Raw genomic sequence first — 22104 nt, forward strand, 5'->3', positions numbered from 1 at the left:
GTTTTCGACAGGATTGCGTGCTGGGACGTGATCTTCCGTGAGTAAAGCAAGAATACGTGACGGCGCCCTCGCGCGCATGGGGCTGTTGAGCGCTGCCGAAATCGAGGCGGCCGAAACCCTGCTCGCTGAGGTGCAAAACAGTGATCTGGAAACCATTCGCGTCCTTTTTCCGGATCAACACGGTGTGCTGCGGGGTAAGACGATCGTTGCCTCCGCATTTGCTTCTGCCTTCACCACGGGTATCGCGGCCCCCTCGACGCTGTTTTTAAAAGACACATCGCACCGCACGGTTTATCCTGTCTGGAGCGCGGATGGTGACAGCCCGGTGCAGGGGGCCGGTGATATCCTGTTGGTGCCGGATCCAGGCTCGTTTCGTCATTTACCCCATGCGCCGGGGTCAGCGTGGATATTATGCGATGCAGTGCTCAAATCCGGTGTTCCCTTGGCTTTTGCCCCGCGGACCGTTTTGCGCCGCGCAGTGGAGAAATTGTCGAACGCTGGTCTGAACATGCGCGTCGGGTTGGAGGTTGAATTTCATGTCTATGAGATCACCAATGATGCGCTGAGCCATGCTGAGGCTACGATGCCCGCAACACCGCCCGTGACGCGGAATCTTGCGCCCGGGTATCAGTTTCTCACCGAAACGGTTTATACCCGTCTGGAACCTGTGGTGGAGGTTCTGCGGCGTGCGGCGCAGGCAATGGATTTGCCGCTGCGCTCGATGGAAGTGGAGATGGGACCGAGCCAGTTTGAATTCACCTTTGATCCCGCCGATCCCATGACCCACGCGGATAATCTCGTGATGTTTCGCACCTTGGTCAAAGAGGTTTGCGCGCAAGAGGGTTTGCATGCCACCTTCATGACGCGGCCCAAACTGGACAACGCCTGTGCCTCGGGCTGGCATGTGCATCAATCCCTGATCGACAGCGCGGGTGCGTCGGTTATGATCCCGCAAAAGGATGGTGCGCTCAGCGTGCAGGGTGCCGGTTGGATTGCGGGATTATTGACACATGCTGTGGAAAGCTGCTTGCTGACCACACCCACCGTCAATGGGTATAAACGCTATCAACCTTTGCAGCTCGCGCCGGATCGTGTGGCATGGGGACGGGATAATCGCGGTGCGATGTTGCGGGCGTTGATGGGCCCGGATGATCCGGCCTCGCGTGTGGAAAACCGGGTCCCCGAGGCGGCGGCGAATCCCTACTACGTCTTTGCCAGTCAGATATTGAGCGGACTGGACGGCGTGACGCGCGGGCTCACGCCGCCGCCAGCCATTGAAAACCCCTACGAAGACACAGCGCAGGTCTTGCCGTCGTCCCTGGGCGCTGCCATTGATGCTTTTGAGACGTCGCAGTTTTATCGCACAGCACTTGGTACGGATGTCGTCGACTATCTGGTGCGTCTGAAACGTGCGGAATGGGAACGATATCTGGCGCATGTCTCAGATTGGGAACAAGCAGAGTATTTTGGGCTTTATTGATGCGTTTCTGGGGTATTATTGGGGCAACCGTCATCGGGTGTGCCGCCGCGGCTGAGGTTCCGGCACCAATCACAGATGCGGATTATATGGATCTGGACATGGCGCAGGTTCGATTGGGTCAGATGCTGTTTTACGATCCCATTTTGTCAGGCAACCGCAACATTTCCTGTGCCACCTGCCACCACCCGAAATTTGCCACAGCGGATGGCGTATCGCTGTCATTGGGCGAGGGCGGCATCGGGTTGGGCCCTGACCGTCATGCCAGTGCGGATAACACGCCCGAACAGCGCATCCCGCGCAATGCGCCGGCGTTGTTTAACCTCGGGGCGCATGAATTCACTGTCATGTTCCATGATGGTCGGATCGAAGTGGATCCCAGCAAACCGGGTGGATTACGCACACCGATGGGCGCGGAGATGACCCAAGGTTTTGCAAATCTGTTGTCCGCGCAAACGATGTTCCCCGTGCTCAGCGCGGATGAGATGGCTGGACACTACAGCGAAAACGATGTGGCTCAAGCGGTGCGTCAAGGGCGGATCACCGGGCAGGGCGGTGCCTGGGGAAAACTCAGTGCGCGCGTATCAGAAACACCCGGTTACGCGCCCTTGATTGCAGAGGCCTTTCCTGAAGTGGAAAACCTCACCTTTACTGATATCTCAGATGCCATCGCGGCTTTTGTCGCTTTTGAATGGCGCTCAGATACCAGCGCCTTTGACGCCTATTTGCGCGGCTCTGCTGACATGCCTGCTGCTGCCAAATTGGGCATGGATTTGTTTTATGGGGAAGGTGGATGCAGCACTTGCCACACTGGAAAATTCCAGACGGATCACGATTTCCATGCGATGGGCGTGCCGCAATTTGGACCGGGAAAAGCTGCGCGATTTGAAAGCCACGCACGCGATCTGGGCCGGATGCGGGTGACGGGGCGTGAAGCTGATGCCTATGCGTTTCGCACGCCTTCGTTGCGAAACGTGGTGCAGACCGGGCCTTATGGTCACACAGGTAGCCATTCCGATCTGGCCCAGTTTATTCTGGATCACGCATCGCCCATTGATGCACTTGATCGGTTTGATCGCTCAGACGTGGTGTTGCCAGACCTGCCCGAGGTTGACGACTGGCGGCATGTGAATGATCCCGTTGAACAAGCCGCCTTGAGAGAGGCGATCGCGTTATCACCTGTGACCCTGGACCCGCCCGATGTCGCGGCACTTGTCGCGTTTCTGGAACAACTCAGCGATCCGGTTGCGCTTGAGGGCCGCTTGGGCATCCCTGTGGCTGTGCCCAGTGGCTTGCCGATAGATCGTTAAGGGGTCAGTGAAAGCCTTTGGTTTGCAGTGATGTTTTTGTGGGTGGTGATCTGCCCATCCGGCCAGGTCACTGTCAATTCTGCATTTTCAGCCTTCCCAAGCCCGAAATGCAAAACCCCCGCCTGTCCACCCGCATGCCCTCCGCCGACAGTGACTTCCTGGGTTTGGGTGACGCCATTTGCGGTCAATTCGACCAGCGCGCCCACAGCGCGCGTGTTCTTCCCTTGCATCCGTAACTCAACAGCCAGCCAATGACCGGTACCTTCCGTGACGTTGCGATAGAGTTCCATCGGCGCGCGTCGGTTCATAACGACCAAATCCAGCAGGCCATCGGCGTCCAGATCGACCAAAGAAGCCCCTCGCGCGCGATCGACTGTCGCGACGCCTGCCTCAATGGAGCTTTCCATAAACGTGCCATCCTCTTGCTGGATCAACAGCGAATTTGGGTCTTCCATGGCAAGGCCAGGCATTTGATCCACATTGCCCTTGGCGATAAACAGATCGGGACGTGCGTCATTGTTTAAATCGCCAAACTCGGCGTGCCATCCGGTAGAGGGCCGCCCATCATCCCCCAGATGCGGGCGTTGCGCGTAGGTGCCTAGTCCGTATGGCGCGCGGGTGTAAAGCCCATCAGCCCCGGCGATCTGCATCAACTGATCGCCCATGGAGGTCAGCATGACCTCGGCGCGCCCATCACCTGTTATGTCGCGACTGGCGATCCCCATACCCCAGAGCCTGACCCGTTCCCAACCGTCCTCCGGCCCCAGAAACCGCCCAAGCGCCAGATCATACATCTGCTCAGACCCTGCGCGCACATAATAGTGGCGGTCATTGGAAATCCTCAGACGCTTTGTACCGCTGGCGTCACGGGCAAAAAGCATCGACAGGGCGCAAAACCCCGGTTCCAGCGTTTGCCTGTCGAAACCGCTGCCATTCCAGGCGTGCAGGGAATTGGTGTCACAGGCCTCAAAGGGGCCGTCGGGATCTGAGCGATCCACATAATTCCCTACGGCCATGACCGGCCCGTCGTTTTCCCACGTTGCAGTAAACGCTGTGGACCATGTGTCTTGAGGTGCATATCCCCAGAGATCATTTGCGAGCACGAAACCACACTGCCCATCCCCGCGCAGCAACTGATTTTCGCCAACCCGCAAAAGCATAACGTCAAGATGACCGTCCCCGTCCACATCCAGTGGGTAGGCGCCGGTTGTGCCAGTGAAGATCGGCAGGGGCGCTGAGGTGAATTGCATCTGCCCCTCGTTGATCATCAAGGCGGCTGGCGTTTCGCCCCCTGCTGCGAGTAAATCCGGCAAAGCATCGCCGTTGCAGTCAAAAACAGCGACTCCGCCGCCGACGAAATGCTCCCAACCTCCGGTGTAGCTATGCGTTGGCAGGGTGGCAGAGTGGTTTTCAAAAACGATCTCGGCACTTGCAGACTGGGCGATCAGGCAAAAAGCGAGCGCTCTCATCTGCGGCGTTCCGCCATGGCGTCCGCGATTTCAGAAAGCGCCAGTGCTGCCGCCCCATGCGCCCACATCAAATCCCCCCAGGCGTGGGTTTCGACCTTTTGTGGCGCGTCGCCCCGGTTCAAAGACAGAGAGTGCATTTCGCGCAGCACGTCGTCCGCATAAAGGTAGTCATATTGCATTCGTTCCCCGGCCAGAATGATCAGTGGCGGATCAAACAGGTTCACCACGTTTGCCAGTCCCAACGCCAGAAAACGTCCCGCACGCCGAAAAATTACGCGCGCGGCCTCATTTCCGGCCTTCGCCTGCTCATAAAGCTGCTGCAACATTACCTCCGGCGCGGCATTACCGAATTCTGAGGAATCAAGGGCCGTTGAAGCCTCGCGCACCAGCGCATAGTCGGCAATATAGGCCTCCAGACAGCCGCGTTGCCCGCATTGACACAATGCGCCGTCCATTTGCACCTTTGTGTGCCCAAGCTCCATGCCCAGGGACCCGGCGCCACGGTAGAGCCTGTGGTTGATGACAAGGCCCATGCCCACACCTTGTTCTACGGTGACCACCGCGAAATCTGCCATCGCACGCCCCTTGCCGAACCACAGTTCCGCCAATGTGACGAGGTTGGCATCGTTATCCACGGCGACAGGCACACCAAAGGCGTCCTCGGCCAGAGCCCGCAAAGGACGGTGTTTTTCAGTCAGAAGAGGGGACCAGACCATCTGGCCGGTTGCGTGATCGATCATGCCGGGCATTCCGAGACCGATGCAGGCGATGTCAGCGCGTGACAGGTTTGCCTGTTGCAACAAGGCGTCGAGGACCTGCCCGGTCTCTGTGATCATCTGGGCCAGTGAACGCCGTCTGAGAGCGCAATTCAGGCTGGCCTGTGCCAATGGACGTCCTGCTGCATCCACTAAAAGGGCGGTATGTTTTGCGCGCGCCAGTTTAATGCCAACGACATAGCCCGCCTCAGGCTGGACCGACAATGCGACCGGAGGACGACCCCGCGTCGTTGTGCGCGTTGTGTCCTGGCTCTCCTGAAGCAACCCCAGATCGAGCAACTCGCCGACCAGGGCCGTGATAGAGGCCGGGCTGACGCGCAATTGTTTGGCCAGATCAATTCGGGAAATCTGCCCTGCAGAGCGCACATGCTCGAATATTCGGTGGCGCAGACTGCTGCCGGAGACGTCCGGTTCGGGGCGAATCGGACCGCATCCGGAGAGACCTTCGCTGACACGATACTGGGAGATTTCCACGTTCATTTATTCACCGGTCAAAAAATAAATAGCCAAAAGGTGCCGAAATGCGCCGTAAATTCGGAAATTTATTAAAAAAGACCAAATTTTTGGCAACATTCGCATAAATTTATTTTGACAGCTGAATTAAAACAGTCAATCCTTTTATCCATGCCGGATTTATAACGGGCATCAACAGTTAACTGAACTGTCCCTTGGGAGGATATAATGAAGAAGATCACAGTTATGGGCGTCGCCATCTCGGCCGCTCTCTGCACAGCCGCATATGCCGAAGAACTGAAAGTCGGCGTAAGCTGGTCCAACTTTCAGGAAGAGCGTTGGAAAACAGACGAAGCGGCGATCAAAGCGGCTTTGAATGATGCGGGCGCCACGTATATGTCCGCTGACGCGCAGAACTCTGCGGCCAAACAATTGACTGACGTTGAAGCACTGATTGCACAGGGCGCAGACGCACTGATCATCCTGTCCGTCGATAAAGACGCCGTTGGTCCTGCTGTGGATAAAGCCGACGCAGAAGGTATCCCGGTTGTGGGGTATGACCGCCTGATCGAAGACGACCGCGCGTTTTACCTGACGTTCGACAACAAAGGCGTTGGCCGTATCATCGCGCAGACCGTGGTTGCAGCCCAGCCAACCGGTAACTTTGCGATCATCAAGGGCGACAAGGGCGATCCAAACGCGGGTTTCCTGCTCGAAGGCATGATGGAAGTCATTGGTGAGAAAGTTGACTCCGGTGAAATTAACATCGTTGGTGAAGTCTTCTCCGACGGCTGGAAACCTGACAACGCTCAGAAGAACATGGAACAGATCCTGACGGCAAACGACAATAAGGTCGATGCAGTGCTGTCCCAGAACGATGGCATGGCAGGCGGCGCAATTGCGGCTCTGGCAGCCCAGGGTCTGAGCATTCCGGTGGGCGGACAAGACGGTGACCATGCGGCGCTGAACCGCGTTGCGCGCGGCGAACAGACCGTTTCGGTTTGGAAAAACTCCCGTGCTTTGGGTGCAGCGGCTGCGAACATCGCGTTGGAACTGGCCGGTGGTACAGCCTTGGCGGATGTCAAAAACGCAGTGAAATGGTCCGGTGGCGAGAACGGCGTTGAAATGAACGCAATCTTCCTGTCCCCGACACCGATCACAGCGGGCAACCTGAGCCAGGCCATCGATGCGGGCCATATCTCTCAGGAAAAAGCCTGTGCGGGCGCAATGGCTGGCGTTGCTGGCTGCTGATCTGCACTTGATCTTGCCGGGCGCTCACGACTGCGCCCGGCCTTTCCAACTCTTCTAAACAACCGATCTGCTTTTCCCCGCGTGACCGCACGCGGACAGGAGACGCATATCTTGCTCGGGGCGCTGCCACATGACAGATCAAACAACGCAACCAACGGGATCGTCACCCGAGAAGGAAAGTGCTGTTGCGCGTTTCTTCCGTGAAACCGAGCTGGACACCCGACTTCTGGGCATGCTGGGGGCTTTGGCGCTCATCTGGGTCGGTTTTCACCTCTATGGCCAGATTTTTCGCGGCGGTGGTTTCTTTCTGACTCCTCGTAACCTGTGGAACCTGTCGGTGCAAACCGCCTCGATCGGTATCATGGCGACGGGCATGGTGTTGGTCATCATCACCCGGCACATTGATCTCTCGGTCGGCTCCATTTTAGGGTTTTGCGCGATCATCATGGGCGTGGTTCAGGTGAACATCCTGCCGCAGTACCTGGGCCTCGGGCATCCGATGATCTGGATCATCGCCATCCTTGTGGGCATCATCTGCGGCACCTTCATCGGGGCCTTTCATGGTGCCTTGATCGCTTACGGCAAAATCCCGGCTTTCATTGTGACCTTGGGCGGTCTGCTGGTCTGGCGCGGTGCTGCATTCCTTGTGGCGCGCGGTGAAACCATTTCGCCGGTCGATCCCACGTTCGCGCTCTTGGGGGGCGGGCCATACGGTGCCATTGGCTCCACCGGCAGCTGGATTGTCGGGCTGCTGGGCTGCGCAGCCGTCTTGGGCCTAATTTTGATGGGCCGTCGCAACCGCCGTATCTTCCACATCGAACAACGCCCTGTTTGGGCAGAGAGCTTCATCGGCATAGTCGGTTGCGGCGCGGTGATCGCGGCCGTCCTTTTGGTCAACGCCTATCCCTGGCCACGCGGCATCGTGCGCCGTTACGCTGAGGCCAATAGCATCGAAATCCCGGCAGATGGATTGTTCATCTCGCACGGTTTTGCCATTCCGGTTCTGATCCTGATTGCAGTCGCGATTTTCATGACAATCCTGATGTCGCGCTCGCGCTTTGGGCGCTACGTGTACGCCATTGGGGGCAATCCGGAGGCAGCAGAACTGGCTGGTATCAATACCCGCTGGATGACGGTGAAGATTTTCGCGCTGATGGGCGCGCTGACCGGTCTTTCCGCAGTGGTGGCTTCTGCGCGGCTCGGCTCTGCGACAAACGCCCTTGGCACGCTGGACGAACTTTATGTGATTGCCGCGGCTGTGATCGGCGGCACATCGCTCGCGGGCGGAGTCGGGACAATATACGGTGCCATCCTCGGCGCGCTTGTGATGCAGTCGTTGCAGACAGGCATGGTGCTGATCGGCTTTGACGCCGCGATGCAGCAGATCGTTGTGGGTTCGGTCCTCGTTCTGGCTGTCTACCTCGACATTCTATATCGCCGCAAATCCAAGTAAGGGGAAAGCTCATGACAACCCAACGTACAGACACCCCGCTTGTCCAGCTCAAGGATATTTCTATCTCTTTCGGGGGGATCCGAGCGGTCGATCACGTCAGTCTCGATCTTTATCCCGGCGAAGTCGTGGGCCTTCTGGGCCATAACGGGGCGGGGAAATCGACGCTGATCAAGATCCTCGCTGGCGCCTATCAGAAAGATGGCGGTGAGATCTGGATCAATGGCGAGCGCGCCGAGATCGCCAGTCCGCGCGATGCCCGGGATTACAACATCGAAACCATCTATCAGACGCTGGCGCTGGCGGATAATCTGGATGCGGCTTCAAACCTGTTTCTGGGGCGCGAATTGGTCACGGGCATGGGCTTTGTAGATGATGCCAAGATGGAGAGCGAGACAGCCAAAATCATGGCGCGCCTCAATCCCAACTTCAAAAAGCTCAAGGAACCGGTCAGCGCGCTTTCAGGGGGTCAACGCCAGTCCGTGGCCATCGCCCGGGCCGTCTATTTCAACGCCAAGATCCTGATTATGGACGAACCCACGGCGGCCCTCGGGGTGCATGAGACGCAGATGGTCGCCGAACTGATTCACGAGTTGAAAAAGCAGGGTCTGGGCATTTTTCTGATCAGCCATGACACCCGCGAAATGCTGGACCTGTGCGATCGTGTTTCGGTGATGAAAAACGGCCAGATGATCGGAACCGAGCGTGTCGAAGACGTCACCGAGGACGATATTCTGAGCATGATCATCATGGGCAAGAAACCGGATCAGGCGGCTTAAACCATGTATCTGGGACTTGATCTGGGGACCTCAGGGCTGAAGGGCTTGTTGATCGATGAGGATCAGCACCTGCTGGCCGAAGCGACAGCGCCACTGAATGTGTCGCGACCGCATGATGGGTGGTCAGAGCAAAGCCCCTCAGATTGGCTGGCAGCGGCTGAAACGGTAATGGTTTCGCTAGCGCAACAGCAGGGCTTGGGCGCTGTGCGCGGTATCGGGCTGAGCGGACAGATGCATGGTGCGACGCTGCTGGATGCGTCGGACGACGTGCTGCGCCCCTGTATGTTGTGGAATGATACACGCAGCCACACGCAGGCGGCCGCTCTTGATGGCAACCCGCAATGGCGTGAGGTTTCCGGTAACATTGTGTTCCCGGGGTTTACAGCCCCCAAAGTAGCGTGGGTGCGCGAGAATGAACCGGATATCTGGGCGCAAACCCGAAAAATCTTACTGCCCAAAGACTACTTGCGGCTCTGGCTGACGGGTGAAGCCGTGTCGGAAATGTCAGACGCAGCAGGCACAAGTTGGCTCGATACTGGTAAAAGGGACTGGTCGGACGCACTTCTGAAAGCTTCCGGGTTAAGTCGGGATCACATGCCGCGGCTTGTCGAGGGGTCCGAGGTGTCCGGGATATTGCGGGATGCACTGGCCACGCGCTGGGGTTTGCCAAAGGGTGTCGTCGTTGCGGGCGGGGCAGGCGACAATGCCGCCGCTGCCGTGGGAATGGGTGTGGTCAAACCCGGGCAGGCTTTTATTTCGTTGGGGACATCGGGCGTGCTTTTTGCCGCCTCCCCGGCCTATCAACCCGACGCACCGAGCGCAGTGCATACATTTTGTCATGCCTTGCCTGATACCTGGCACCAGATGGGGGTGATCCTCGCCTGTACCGACGCGTTGAACTGGTTTGCAAATTTGGTAGGCTCTGATGCAAATTCCCTGACGCGGGACCTTGGCGCACTCACGCCTCCTTCTGAAACGCTTTTTCTACCCTATCTGGGCGGTGAACGTACGCCGCACAATGACGCGACCGCGCGCGGGGCGTTTCTGGGGCTGGGCCATGCAACCGACAAAACAGCCGCCACCCGAGCGGTTTTGGAAGGTGTCAGTTTTGCTTTCAAGGATTGCTACAACGCCTTGCGTGGCACTGGTACGCAGATCGACAGCCTTGTGGCTGTTGGCGGCGGCAGCAATTCCGAATACTGGCTAAGCCTTCTGGCAACCGTGCTGGATATGCCCATCGACGTGCCAAAAGACGGCGATTTCGGCGGTGCATTCGGCGTGGCGCGTCTGGCCCAAATGGCTGCAACGGGCGCTGGCGCTGAAGTGGCGACGGCTCCTGACATCGCCCAAACGATTTCCCCACAACCGGCATTGCAGGATGCTTTTGACGCCCGTCATGCAAACTATCGTGCCGCCTACCATGCTCTCAAGGAGGCCCTATGACCGACTTTTTCGCAGGCATTTCGCCCGTGCAATACGACCCGGACGCGCCCGCGGATCAACTGGCTTACCGCCACTACAACGCGGACGAAATCGTTGCCGGAAAGCGTATGGAGGATCATCTGCGCTTCGCAGTCGCGTGGTGGCACAGCTTTGCGTGGCCCGGTGGGGACCCCTTTGGCGGACAAACTTTTGAACGCCCGTGGTTTGGGGACACGATGGATTTGGCGCGGCTCAAGGCGGATGTTGCCTTTGAGATGTTCGGGATCCTAGGACAACCCTATTACTGCTGGCACGACGCCGATATCCGCCCGGAAGGTGATAGTTTCGCGGAAAGTAAACGCAATTTCGAAGAGATCATCGACTATCTGGCCGGTAAGATGGACGCCCAGGGCACCAAATTGCTTTGGGGTACAGCAAACCTTTTTTCGCACCGTCGCTTTATGTCCGGTGCTGCCACCAACCCTGACCCGGAAGTCTTTGCCTGGTCGGCGGCGACGGTCAAGAATTGCATGGATGCGACGCACAAGCTGGGCGGTGAAAACTATGTGCTTTGGGGCGGTCGCGAGGGTTATGAAACCCTGCTCAATACTGATCTGGCCCGGGAACGTGCGCAGGCGGGCCGGTTCCTGCAAATGGTGGTCGATTACAAACACAAGATCGGGTTCAAAGGTGCCATCCTGATCGAGCCGAAGCCGCAGGAGCCGACCAAGCATCAATATGATTATGATGTTTGCACGGTTTATGGATTCCTAAAGGAATTTGGCCTGGAAGGTGAGGTCCAGATGAACATCGAACAGGGTCATGCCATTTTGGCCGGGCACAGCTTTGAACATGAGCTGGCGATGGCCTCTGCGCTTGGCATCTTTGGCTCCATCGACATGAACCGCAACGATTACCAATCCGGCTGGGATACGGACCAGTTCCCCAACAATGCATCCGAGTCCGCACTGGCCTACTATGAGGTGATCAAGGCGGGCGGGTTCACCACCGGGGGTACAAACTTTGATGCAAAGCTGCGCCGTCAAAGCCTTGATCCAATGGATTTAATTGCGGCTCACGTGGGGGCGATGGACATTTGCGCGCGCGGGTTCAAAGCCGCTATCGCGATGATCGAGGACGGCGGTTTGGAACAAGCCCGCACGGCGCGGTATGCAGGATGGGATGCAGATGCACCGCGCAATTGGCTTGCGACAGCGACCTTAGAGGAAATTGAAGCAACCGTATCCGCCGGCGATATTGATCCGCAGCCCAAATCGGGCCAGCAGGAAATACTTGAGAACTATATCAGTCGATTTGTGTAAAGGCGCAGCAAAATGGCACTTATTCTGGCAGATGTTGGAGGCACGAACGTACGCTTTGCCTGCGCGCGGGGCGGCGTGATTGATGCGGATCTTACACGCCGGTTTCAGAACGATGACTATACAAGTTTCGATGCTGCTCTGGCCGCATATTTGGCCAATGCACGGGTAACCACGGTGGAGGCGCTGACTGTGGCGGTCGCCGGGCCGGGCAATGGGAGAACCGCGCGTCTAACCAATCGGAACTGGCAGTTTGATACACGCCAGCTCGCGCTTTCGCATGGCGCACACCGTGTGAATTTGATGAACGATCTTGGCGCACTGGGCTATGCCCTCGATAGCCTTGATGCGGACGGCGTGCGCTCGGTGGTGCAGGCTGAAACAAGTGTCGCGGCACAAATGCAGCGCCTTGTTGTCGGGATCGGTACTGGTTTCAACGTCAGTCCCGTTGTGTCCCATTCGGGTGGGGTGACGTGCCTGCTGGCTGAAGCGGGTCTGGGAAGTTTGCCCAGCCGGATGCGACGTCCGCTGGAAACCTATCTGGGGCGCTCTGCGGATTGGGTGCGTTGCGTCGAGGACGTCATTTCGGGCCCGGGGCTGTCGCGCCTGCACAGCGAAGCCACAGGGGAGCCGGCGCTGAATGCGCGGGAAGTGCTGGAACGCGCGAATTCCGGTGACACGGCCGCGCAGGCGTGCCGCGAAGTCTTTGCGCGGATGCTTGGGGAGTGGATTCAGGATCTGCGGCTACTCTATATGCCTACCGGCGGTATTTTTCTGGCTGGGTCTGTTGTGCGCGCTCTGTTGGACAGCCCGGCGCGCGGTATATTTGTCGAAACGGTCAGCGCACAACCCACGGTAAAATCGACGCTCCCACCCGTGGCTATATCGGTCATCACACAGGATGAAGCCGCGCTTTTGGGATGTCTGGCCTATGCGAAAGCCGCACTTTAAACAGGCCACCACTGCACACCTGCAGGCGGAATGACAGCGCCATCAAATGTCACAGGATCCGTGCTGTAGTTGAACGCAAACAGATGCGTACGCGTTTGCCGCAGACGCAAACCTTCGGGCATCACACGCGTGGGTATGTCAGCAGATTTTGTCAGATCGTCGATGATACGATCCCAAAGCACGGCATCCGGCCACGCCCCCAGATACTGCAGCGCGCCTGTAGTTTTCAAAACCGCATCACCGGCTTCGGTCTGCAGTCTGGTCTCTGCCTCGCCCTCAAGGGTTTCGATCCAATGATGAATGGCGCCGCCGCCTTGAACGGGGCGCGTCACGTCCGGTGGCAGGGTTTCGATACGCGTGACTGTGACATCAATGCCGTCAATGTCCGGGCCCATCGGGGTCGGAATCGACAATTCCAGCGTGACCGCGTTTGATCGGGGGCCAATCAATACCACTGTTTTGCGCAATGCAGCGCTCAATCCCACTGGAAAGCTGGCCAAACCGGGCGCCAGTACCAACTTGTAGCCCGACAAATCCTTTGTCGTTGAGGGTACAATATCAATAGACAAACCGCGTTTGCGCAAAGCGCGATATGCATCCAGCATTACTCGAAAATAACTGAAACCTTCGCCTTGGGGCAGGGTGGCCCATGCCCATTCGGAAGGGTAATCAAACACCAGCGCCACCTGCGCTTTCTGGATCGCAATCTCGGGCATCTGGGCAATCTCGAGCGCCACCGCGCGTGCCTCGTCCAGACCGGGGGCCGGGGCATCATCGGGACGGCGCAGCCCGGCATGCATTTGCTCTTGGGCAAAAGGGGCCTGACGCCAGCGGAAGTAACTTACAACCTCGGCCCCATGCGCAAAGGCTTCCCAACTCCACAATCGGACCATGCCGGGCAGGGGCGCAGGATTGAACGGCGCCCAATTCACCGGTCCGGGTTGCTGTTCCATAACCCACCAGCGCCCGTCTTTGCCCACGGCGCGGTACAGATCGTGGTGGAACGCCTGCATATCGGGGTCGCCCTGTTGCAGGTAGTGCGCTTTATGGTTTGCAGAGGCTTCCAGTCGATCTGACAAGAACCCAATCGGGTAGCTGTCCCAACTGGCGATATCGATCGATGCGCCCACATCAAAATGATCAAAATCCAGCACGCGGCCCATGTAATTGTGGATCAAAGGCGTATCGGTCCGGGCGCGCAACGCTGCGACTTGTACCTCGTGATAGCGCACGACCTGATCGGAACTGAAACGGCGAAAGGCCATTTCGTGACTAGGATTGGCTTGTGTCACAGTCAGGTTGGGCAGGTCGATCTCGTTAAAAGAGCGATACTCCATGGACCAGAACACATTGCCCCACGCGGTGTTCAGAGCCTCAATTGTATCATAGCGCGCCGCCAGCCAGTCGCGAAACGCATCTCTGGCGGCATCCGAGAAGGACAAGATCGTGTCATGGCAGCCATATTCATTGTCGATTTGCCAGCCATGGATGCGTGGATCGCGTCCGTACCGATCCCCCAGAAGCTCGGCGATTTTCCCGCTGCCGGCGCGGTACCCTGCATGGCTAAAGCAATAGTGCCGGCGGGAGCCAAATTTGCGCGGGTTGCCCTGCGCATCCACGGCCAGCATGTCGGGAAAGCGATCCAGCATCCAACGCGGTGGCGTACAGGTTGGCGTGCCAAGGATGATTTTTAGCCCCGCCTCGCTGAGAATTTCGACTGCACTGTCCAGCCAGTCAAATTCAAAAACGCCGGGGTTTGGCTCCATCCGGCTCCACGCAAACTCCCCGATGCGGACCCATGAAATACCTGCTTCAACCATTTGCGCAGCATCTTGCGCCCACATCTCTTGGGGCCAGTGTTCGGGATAATAACAGACACCCAACGCGCGTTTCATAAGATCACCTGTGGTTCGGGTACGCCCTGTCCGACGTTCGGAATGGCAAAGGTCTGACCGTGATGGTCATATGATTCTAACTGTTCTTTTTCAATGCCTTGCATCGCCGTGGTGACGAACAGCGTTTTCATGTCATCGCCGCCAAACGCAGGGCAGGTCGTATGTGCTGCAGGAATTGGTACTGTCTTTTGGAACATGCCTGTGTCGGAATACACCGCAATCCGCGCGGCCCCCCATTGCGCAATCCACAACGCGCCATCGCGATCTGTGACAGCGCCATCGGGGTTCAATCCTTCCGCGCGGAAATCAATCAAGACCGTCGGATTTTCGTTGGGCCATCCATGGCCGTCCAGCGGCACCTGCATCAGTTTTGCACTGGCCGTGTCGGTGAAATAGGCGACGCTGCGATCTGGCGCAAAGCATATGGCGTTGGAAATAGTGATCTCGCCAAACAGTTTGCGCAGATTGCCATTGTAAAACCGGTAAATTGCGCCCGCGCCGGGTTCCGCATTACAGCCCATTGTCCCAATCCAAAAACCACCCCAGGGGTCGGCGCGCCCATCATTTGATCGCGTCACGCCATTTTCACGTTCCAAAGGCGCCACCAATTTCTTGTCACCCTCTGTCAAATTGAAGTGCCATAACCCCGTGGGCGACGCGATCAGCAAGCTGTCCTTATCAACCCAACCGGCGGCAGAGACCGGTTCATCAAAGGACCATTCCAACGGGCGACCATCGCTTTGGCTCAGTAACTTCTGCCCGACAATATCAAACCAAAACAATTGTTTGCGCAAGGGATGCCAGAGCGGGCCTTCGCCCAACTGGCAACGCCGTGGGTCATAGGGTGTCACGCCGTGGCCTGTTGATAGGCCTCAACGATCGCTGTGGCGCGGGTTGCCACGTCCTGTGCCGTCATGCCGGGCTTGTAGATCGCGGAACCGAGACCAAACCCATCCGCGCTTGCTTTGATCCAGTCACCAAAGTTTTCAGGTCCCGCACCCCCAACGGCAAACACAAGAGTTCCCTTGGGCAGGATCGGGCGCATGGCAGCAAGGCCCGCTGTACCCGCCATGGAGCCGGGGAACAGTTTCAGCCCATCAGCACCTGCCTTCAGCGCGGCAAAGGCTTCGGTCGGAGTAAACACACCCGGCCAGCTTTGCATGCCATTGGACTTCGTTGCGCGGATGACGTCCACGTCACAATTGGGCGACACAATGAGATTTCCCCCAGCCGCTTTGACCGCCGCGACCTCTGCCACGCTCAAGACTGTGCCCGCGCCGATCAACGCGCGATCTCCAAATTCTTGCGCCAGCATTGAGATGCTTTCAAGCGGGTCCGGCGAGTTCAGCGGCACTTCGATCTGGGTAATGCCTGCATCCAAAAGGGACTGGGCAATGGCGATGGAGTCAGGCGGTGTGATACCGCGCAAAATGGCGATGAGAGGGAGCGTCATGAGGGGGCCTTTATCTGTCGGTAAGCCGCCGTCAGCCCGGCGAGCGTGGCGCGTTCTGTATCAACAAGCATGGCTTCAACGCCTTGTGGGCGCAGAGCGGATTGATAGGCGCGTGCCTGACCACCTGTGCCCAGAATTGCGATGTTCTGGCCCAGCCAATAGGGGCGCGCGGCGGCAAGTTCGGACCCGATCAGAAGACCGGACAGAGTGGCGCGTGTTTTGGCAGCGTCGGTCTGGTGCAGCAGTTGATCCGCGCGCAACCCAAAGAGCCGTGCGGCGAACCTTTCGGGGTGTGACATGGCATCGCCAACGGCCGTTTCAAAAGCCTCCCCGTCCCATCCATCATCGCTAACGCTATGCCTCAGAACGGATTTTTGACTGATCAGGGCAAACAACTCGCCGGACATGAACGTCTGGAAACTGACCACTTCACCAGCACTGAGGAGGACCCATTTGGTATGGGTACCCGGCAAACACAGAACCCCGTCCCAGCCCGGATTGAGGTGCAGAAAACCGGCGATTTGCGTCTCTTCACCGCGCATCACATCGGCAGGTTGGTTTTGGGATAACCCACTGATCACGCGCACGTCCAATCCCTGCGCGGTAGGTGCCGCCGTAAGCCTGTCTGCAAGGGGTGTGCAAGGCACGGAACGATAGGGCGCCTCGACCCAACCTTGACGCGATCCCACCATACCGCAGGCGATCACAGTGACATTCCCGTTTGCGATCCAATCCCCGATCAGCGCGCGCAAAGCGGGCTCGAATTGCGCGGTGGTCAGGCCGCCCATTCCGTCCTCTGACTGCGCCCGCGCCAGAACCGTTGCGCCCTGCATGGCATAGGCGCGCAGATTGGTTGTACCCCAATCCACGGCGATCCAGTCAGGGGTGCATTTGTCGCTCATTCCGTCATCCTGTTGTCACCACACCGCCGTCCACAACCATGCATTGGCCGGTCATCATGCGGCTTGTCTTTGAGGCAAGAAACAAGGTGGCGTCAACCACATCTTGGGGGTCGAGGTGGGTTTTGAGGCACTGACGGTCCAGATGCGCGGCGAGCGCTTCGGGGGAGGCCCATTTATCCAGCTGTTTTGGCGTCAGAACCCAGCCCGGCGCGAGCGCGTTCACGCGGATGTTGTCAGGCCCTAATTCGCGCGCCAGAGAGCGCGTCATCGCCGTAATCCCGCCATTCGCCGCCGTGTAAGCCGGATAGCCGGCATTGCCCATCATATAGCTGATGGAACTGAAATTGATGATCGATCCCGACCCGCGCTTGATCATGCCGGGGGCCACGGCCTGCGCGGCAAAGAAATAGGCTTTGAGGTTGATAGATAACAGAAAATCCCAATCCTCTGGCGTCAATTCCAACCAGTTGTGGCGACGATCATTGGCGGCATTGGACACCAGCGTTTCGATAGGACCGTGTGCGTCTTCAGCCGCCGCAATGCTGTTGCGCAACCCGTCGGTGTCGGTGATGTCGCCCTGAAAAAAAAGCGGCGCACGCCCGTGTTTTTCACCCATCTGTGCCACGAAGTTGCTGGCGTCCGAGCGTCCGATAAAGGCAACATTCGCGCCCTGAGCCAGAAACCCGTCCGTGAGGTCCGCACCAATGCCGGAGCCGCCGCCCGTGATGTAAATCGAAGCGCCTTTTAGGTCGTGAAATGTTGCGTTCTGACTCATCTGAAAACCTCGAAAGATGGTATTGCTGCTGTGCACACCCTGTACACAACCTGTACACCGGCTGTACACCGGAGGTATGATTTTTGCGGCCCCGCGAGAATGTTCACAAGCGCCTGCCTTCGAGCACCCACATGCTTTCGGGAAAGCTCCACGGTAGGGTCACGCCGTTTTGCATCAACGCCGCACCCGTCAGGATCACGGGGCCCTCTTTGATCGCCAATGTCCCGCGCGATAATCCGGTGGCGGAAGCGCGGTTGCGCAAGGAAATCTCATAGCGCGCGGCAGGGTCCAGACGGGTCATGCGCAGGGGGCGCGGTGCGATCTGGTTTGACGTGGCGGCCTTTCCGGCAAAGACAACGAACTGGCTGCCGTCGCGGGCCTGTTGCTGTTCCGCAATGACCGACGGATCAGATGCATCCAGCCGCAAGATATCTGCGGTATACATCCAGTCGCGGTTGGCTTTCCACCAGGCGGTGACATCCGCGAGGACCCCCGCTTCGTGGTCTGTGAGCTCGCGCGGGTCCATCTCGAACCCCATATGGCGCTGGGCAGCGACCCAAGCGCGAAATTCGATGTCGAGCGTGCGCCCTGACGTATGACAATGGCGCGGTCCCACGTGACTGCCGGTGACGGCAGAAGGCAGAAAAAGCGCCGCGTTATGCTGCATCTTCAACCGTTCCAGCGCGTCATTGCTGTCTGACAACCAGACCCGCTGCGTGCGCGCGAGGATGCCAAAATCAATGCGCCCGCCGCCCGAGGCGCAGCTTTCAATTTCTACATCCGGGAAATCCGCGCGCAACCGATCAATCAACGCATAGGACCCGCGCGTCTGGGCGGCATCGGGCATCGGCAACACCCGGTTATGATCCCATTTGATGTAATCAATGGGGTGCGTGGAAAGCAGCGCGGCAATGCGGTCATATAGGAAATCGCGCACTTCGGGCAGGGCCATGTTCAGCGCCTTTTGCTGGCGGCCCAATATCTGATCCTCTGCTCCCAGCGCCCAATCAGGATGCGCGCGGTGGATATTGGAATTGGGGTTGATCATTTCAGGCTCAAACCAAATCCCGAAACTCATGTTTTGCCCGTGCACATAGTCGATCAATGGGCCGAGACCATCGGGATATTTGCGCGGATCCACTTCCCAGTCACTCAAAGACGAGGTGTCATCATCGCGTTGTCCGAACCAGCCGTCATCCAGCACAAAGCGTTCCGCGCCGAGCGAGGCTGCGCGCGCGGCAATGTCCTTTAGCACCGGCAGGTCGTGTTTGAAATAGACCGCTTCCCAGCAGTTGTAATGCACCGGGCGCGGGCGTCCGGGCTTGGTCCATGTGACGATGCGGTCGCGCAAATGACGCTGGAATGACACGGCACAGCCATTGAGACCGTCCGAAGAATAGACCGCATACAGCGGAGCGGTGCGAAATTCGGTGGCTGCGGCGGTTTCCATCCGGGCGGCGTGACCAAATTGAATCTGGCGACGCCCATCGGGGAGCTCTTCGGCAATCATCCGGTGACCACCGGACCAGCCATAATGCAGCGCATAGGCCTCGCCGGTTGCATTCGTTGCCCCAAAACAGGGGATCAGCAAACCCGGGAAATGTTCATGCCCGGTGCGGCCCGTGCGGTTTTCGCGGTACCGGATGCCCGGGGACCATGCCGTGCGATTGAGTTGAAATTCGCCGCACCAGCGCCCGGCGAGGTCGATCATTTCATCGCTGTGTTGCGGGGCGGGTAGCACAGGTGCCGCCAGCCAGTGCAAATGCAGCGGGCGATCCGCGCTCAGACGCGCGGACATGGCAATCACATGGGTGTCAGGGTCCAGCGTGAAATCCGCGCCATAGGTCAGCCGGTTGGCCGCATCCACACAGGTTACGATGAGGCCGGTGTCGGTCTGTTCCACCGATTGCAGCTTGAATTTCGGCAAAAGTGGCGTGCCATTTGTATCGCGCACCACCATGCCGGGTTGGCCCGGAAAGCTGCGCGCGGCCTCAGGGCAGAGCGACAGATCCGGGTTCTGATCGAGCATCCCGCCAGTGACATCCAGCGCGGAGGCGGCCGCAAGCTGCACGAGGTCTTCGTCCAGCGGCAGTGGGGCGCCCCAATAGATCACTTGCGGACAGCGCCCGCCGTCCGAGGCGAGCGCCAAAGTCTGGCGCGCGTCGTCCAGTCGCCAGCATCGTGTCACTTTACCGCCCCGAGAGTGAGGCCTGCAATAAAGTGGCGCTGCATCAGGAAGAACATCAGAACCGGGGGCAGGGCCGCGACAATGGAGCCGGCACTCATCAGGTGATAGGCCGCGCGGAATTGTGCGTTAAAGCTGGTGATTCCGGCAGTCACAGGTTGGCTTTCCGGCCCTTGGGTCAGCACCACAGCCCAGAAATAGTCGTTCCAGATGAAGGTGAAGATCAGCACCGAAAGCGCCGCGATTGCGGGTTTCATCAGCGGGATCACCACGTACCAGAAGATTTTCCATTCTGCGATGCCTTCCACACGGGCAGCCTCGATCAGCTCATAGGGCAGCGCGCGGATGAAGTTGCGCATGAACAGCGTGCAAAACCCGGTCTGGAAGGCCACATGAAACAGCACAAGGCCGGTTTTGGTATTATAGAGGCCCATGTCGAGCGTCAGGTCGCGCACCGGCACCATCAGGATCTGAAAGGGCACGAAGTTCCCGGCCACAAACATGAAGAAAATCCAGATGTTGGATTTGAATTTATAAACCCCAAGCGCAAACCCCGCGAGGCAGGAGAGCGCCACCGCCCCGATGACCGTGGGCACGGTGATCAGGAAGGAATTCAGCATGTAACGCGGCATGTCGGAGTCAAAAAACACCAAGCCGTAGTTGTTGAAGAATTCAAAGGAGGAGGGCATGCCCCAGTAATTGCCTTGGGTGAAATCCACAGCCGGTTTGACGGAAAAGATCGCCACGGCCAGCAGCGGCAACAGCCACATGACAAGCGCCACGGGTAGCAGCGATTGATAGGTCAGCTGCCAGGAACGGGAGGTTTTTTCAATGGGTGTTGGGAACATGTCTTAGCCCTCCGTGCGGTTTGGCAAGGCATCGCGCGTCGCCTTGGGCAGCGATTTGCGGATGATGTCATAAGAGATCGCGGAGCGATGCGTGACCTCGGATATGTCGGTTGCCTCAAACGGCAGGCGCACCCAGCTTTTGTGAAAATAAGGCGCTTTGACGGCCGCACCTGCGTCAATCAGCATGGTGGCAGTATCCGTGTCCGGGGTTTTGAGCGAGACGCCCTGCATGTCGGCTTCGCCCCCAAAGCAGGCGAACATCTTGCCGCCCACTTTCCAGCTGACCAGTTCAGGGGGATGCGCCAGTGTTGCACCGGGCAAGGCTGCGCAGATCTGGTCGACCTCGTTGCGTGTCACGCTCATCGTCCCTTCTCCTCTTTCCACATGGACCAGAGGAAATAGGCGATGAAGACCAGCATGATCAGGAAGAGTACAACGGCGATGGCCGCCCCATACCCCATGCGGAACCCGTATTCAGAGAGCGCCTTTTCGAACATGTAAAACGACAGCACGCGGGTTTGCCCAAACGGGCCACCATTGGTCATGATCGAGATGAGGTCAAAGGAGCGCAACGCGCCGATGATGGTCACCACAAAGGCGATGAAGGTGGCGGGCTTGAGCTGCGGGATGATGATATACCAGAGCATTTTCCAGCCCTTGGCATTGTCCAGACGTCCGGCTTCGATCTGTTCGGGGTCCACCGCATTGAGGCCCGTCAGATAGAGGATCATGCAATAGGCGGTCTGCGGCCAGAGCCCGGCGGCGATGATGCCATAGGTCGCCCATGTCGGATCGCCCAGCACGTTGATCGGACCGAGGCCCACCAAAGCGAGCACGCCGTTCAACAGCCCCTCATTGGGCAGGTAGAACCACGAAAACACGAGACCAACCACCACCTGACTGATCACGAAAGGGAAGAAAAACAGGGACTTATAGAGGCGAATGCCGGTCACGGTCTGGTTGAGGAACAGCGCGATGAACAAGCCGCCGGGGATTGCCAGCAAGTAAAACAGCAGCCATTTCAGGTTGTTCCAGAGCGATACTTCAAACGCGCCGTCATCCATCAGTTCGACATAATTGCCCATGCCGACGAAGGTGGCATCCCCCAGACCGTCCCAGTCATAAAAGGAGATCATGATCGACTGATAGATCGGCCAGATCACGTAAAAGGCAAAGAACAGCATCGCGGGGGCCAGAAACAGCCAGGGCGTGACGGCGATCTCGTTGCGCTTGTACCAACTGCGTTTGGCGCTCTCGGGGGCTGGATCCAGTGCTGACATGGGTGTGTCTCCTCGATATCTGCGGGCGTGTTCAGTGTCGCGGCGCATGGGACAGCGGGAGGGGATCACGCTGTGCGATGGGCCGGGGGTCGACCGGGCGTTTGGGAGC

The 22104-nt window shown here is 58.3% G+C and carries 19 protein-coding genes; 8 read left to right on the forward strand and 11 right to left on the reverse strand.

Features of this window, described 5'->3' with window-relative positions; all coding sequences use genetic code 11:
* The first annotated feature begins 37 nt into the window (after positions 1-37).
* Together R8G34_21755 and R8G34_21760 are read left to right on the forward strand one after the other, a co-directional pair.
* Positions 38-1480 (forward strand): glutamine synthetase family protein, encoded by a 1443-nt coding sequence (locus tag R8G34_21755; protein MDW3225482.1) that lies wholly within the window; start codon positions 38-40, stop codon positions 1478-1480.
* Complete coding sequence (locus tag R8G34_21760) at positions 1480-2787, forward strand: cytochrome c peroxidase (GenBank protein ID MDW3225483.1); 1308 nt, start codon at positions 1480-1482, stop codon at positions 2785-2787. Before R8G34_21755 ends, R8G34_21760 begins: the two co-directional genes overlap by 1 nt.
* On the opposite strand, the gene R8G34_21765 is transcribed toward R8G34_21760, so the two are convergent.
* Both R8G34_21765 and R8G34_21770 read right to left on the reverse strand, forming a co-directional pair.
* A complete protein-coding gene (locus R8G34_21765; protein MDW3225484.1) occupies positions 2784-4256 on the reverse strand; it encodes a CRTAC1 family protein in 1473 nt (490 codons plus the stop codon). The two genes, R8G34_21760 and R8G34_21765, sit on opposite strands and share 4 nt — an antisense overlap.
* Positions 4253-5512, reverse strand: coding sequence for an ROK family protein (locus R8G34_21770; GenBank protein MDW3225485.1), 1260 nt, complete (start codon positions 5510-5512; stop codon positions 4253-4255). Before R8G34_21770 ends, R8G34_21765 begins: the two co-directional genes overlap by 4 nt.
* Before the next feature lie 201 nt (positions 5513-5713).
* On the opposite strand from R8G34_21770, the gene R8G34_21775 reads away from it, so the two are divergent.
* The 6 genes from R8G34_21775 to R8G34_21800 all read left to right on the forward strand — a co-directional run bounded on the left by R8G34_21775 (position 5714) and on the right by R8G34_21800 (position 12657).
* Positions 5714-6736 carry a substrate-binding domain-containing protein gene (locus R8G34_21775; GenBank protein MDW3225486.1) on the forward strand — a complete coding sequence of 341 codons (1023 nt, stop codon included), beginning with the start codon at positions 5714-5716 and terminating at the stop codon, positions 6734-6736.
* A 130-nt stretch (positions 6737-6866) separates the two neighbouring features.
* On the forward strand, positions 6867-8189 hold the full coding sequence (locus R8G34_21780) for a sugar ABC transporter permease (protein MDW3225487.1): 1323 nt from the start codon (positions 6867-6869) through the stop codon (positions 8187-8189).
* A gap of 11 nt (positions 8190-8200) precedes the next feature.
* On the forward strand, positions 8201-8965 hold the full coding sequence (locus R8G34_21785; protein MDW3225488.1) for an ATP-binding cassette domain-containing protein: 765 nt from the start codon (positions 8201-8203) through the stop codon (positions 8963-8965).
* A gap of 3 nt (positions 8966-8968) precedes the next feature.
* The gene (xylB, locus tag R8G34_21790; GenBank protein ID MDW3225489.1) at positions 8969-10408 is read left to right on the forward strand and encodes a xylulokinase; all 1440 of its coding nucleotides are present in this window, start codon (positions 8969-8971) and stop codon (positions 10406-10408) included.
* Positions 10405-11709 (forward strand): xylose isomerase, encoded by a 1305-nt coding sequence (gene xylA / locus R8G34_21795; protein MDW3225490.1) that lies wholly within the window; start codon positions 10405-10407, stop codon positions 11707-11709. Before xylB ends, xylA begins: the two co-directional genes overlap by 4 nt.
* A 12-nt stretch (positions 11710-11721) precedes the next feature.
* Positions 11722-12657, forward strand: coding sequence for an ROK family protein (locus tag R8G34_21800; protein ID MDW3225491.1), 936 nt, complete (start codon positions 11722-11724; stop codon positions 12655-12657).
* Here R8G34_21800 and R8G34_21805 read toward each other — a convergent pair.
* From R8G34_21805 to R8G34_21845, 9 genes are all read right to left on the reverse strand, one after another.
* Entirely contained in the window at positions 12654-14552 is a 1899-nt protein-coding gene (locus tag R8G34_21805; GenBank protein ID MDW3225492.1) for a beta-galactosidase, read from the reverse strand. The genes R8G34_21800 and R8G34_21805 overlap by 4 nt on opposite strands.
* Positions 14549-15403, reverse strand: a complete 855-nt coding sequence (locus R8G34_21810; protein MDW3225493.1) for an SMP-30/gluconolactonase/LRE family protein — start codon at positions 15401-15403, stop codon at positions 14549-14551. Before R8G34_21810 ends, R8G34_21805 begins: the two co-directional genes overlap by 4 nt.
* Positions 15400-16005 (reverse strand): 2-dehydro-3-deoxy-6-phosphogalactonate aldolase, encoded by a 606-nt coding sequence (locus R8G34_21815; GenBank protein MDW3225494.1) that lies wholly within the window; start codon positions 16003-16005, stop codon positions 15400-15402. The genes R8G34_21810 and R8G34_21815 overlap by 4 nt, the downstream gene beginning before the upstream one ends.
* Complete coding sequence (locus R8G34_21820; GenBank protein MDW3225495.1) at positions 16002-16907, reverse strand: 2-dehydro-3-deoxygalactonokinase; 906 nt, start codon at positions 16905-16907, stop codon at positions 16002-16004. The genes R8G34_21815 and R8G34_21820 overlap by 4 nt, the downstream gene beginning before the upstream one ends.
* Positions 16908-16911: 4 nt before the next feature.
* Entirely contained in the window at positions 16912-17682 is a 771-nt protein-coding gene (locus R8G34_21825; protein ID MDW3225496.1) for an SDR family oxidoreductase, read from the reverse strand.
* Between the two features lie 103 nt (positions 17683-17785).
* Positions 17786-19870, reverse strand: coding sequence for an alpha-galactosidase (locus R8G34_21830; protein MDW3225497.1), 2085 nt, complete (start codon positions 19868-19870; stop codon positions 17786-17788).
* Positions 19867-20715 carry a carbohydrate ABC transporter permease gene (locus R8G34_21835; GenBank protein ID MDW3225498.1) on the reverse strand — a complete coding sequence of 283 codons (849 nt, stop codon included), beginning with the start codon at positions 20713-20715 and terminating at the stop codon, positions 19867-19869. The genes R8G34_21830 and R8G34_21835 overlap by 4 nt, the downstream gene beginning before the upstream one ends.
* Positions 20716-20718: 3 nt before the next feature.
* Positions 20719-21078, reverse strand: coding sequence for an MmcQ/YjbR family DNA-binding protein (locus R8G34_21840; protein MDW3225499.1), 360 nt, complete (start codon positions 21076-21078; stop codon positions 20719-20721).
* Entirely contained in the window at positions 21075-21995 is a 921-nt protein-coding gene (locus R8G34_21845) for a sugar ABC transporter permease (protein ID MDW3225500.1), read from the reverse strand. Before R8G34_21845 ends, R8G34_21840 begins: the two co-directional genes overlap by 4 nt.
* Positions 21996-22104: the final 109 nt, after the last annotated feature.

The organism is Paracoccaceae bacterium, from assembly GCA_033344815.1.
Taxonomy (GTDB): Bacteria; Pseudomonadota; Alphaproteobacteria; order Rhodobacterales; family Rhodobacteraceae; genus Roseobacter.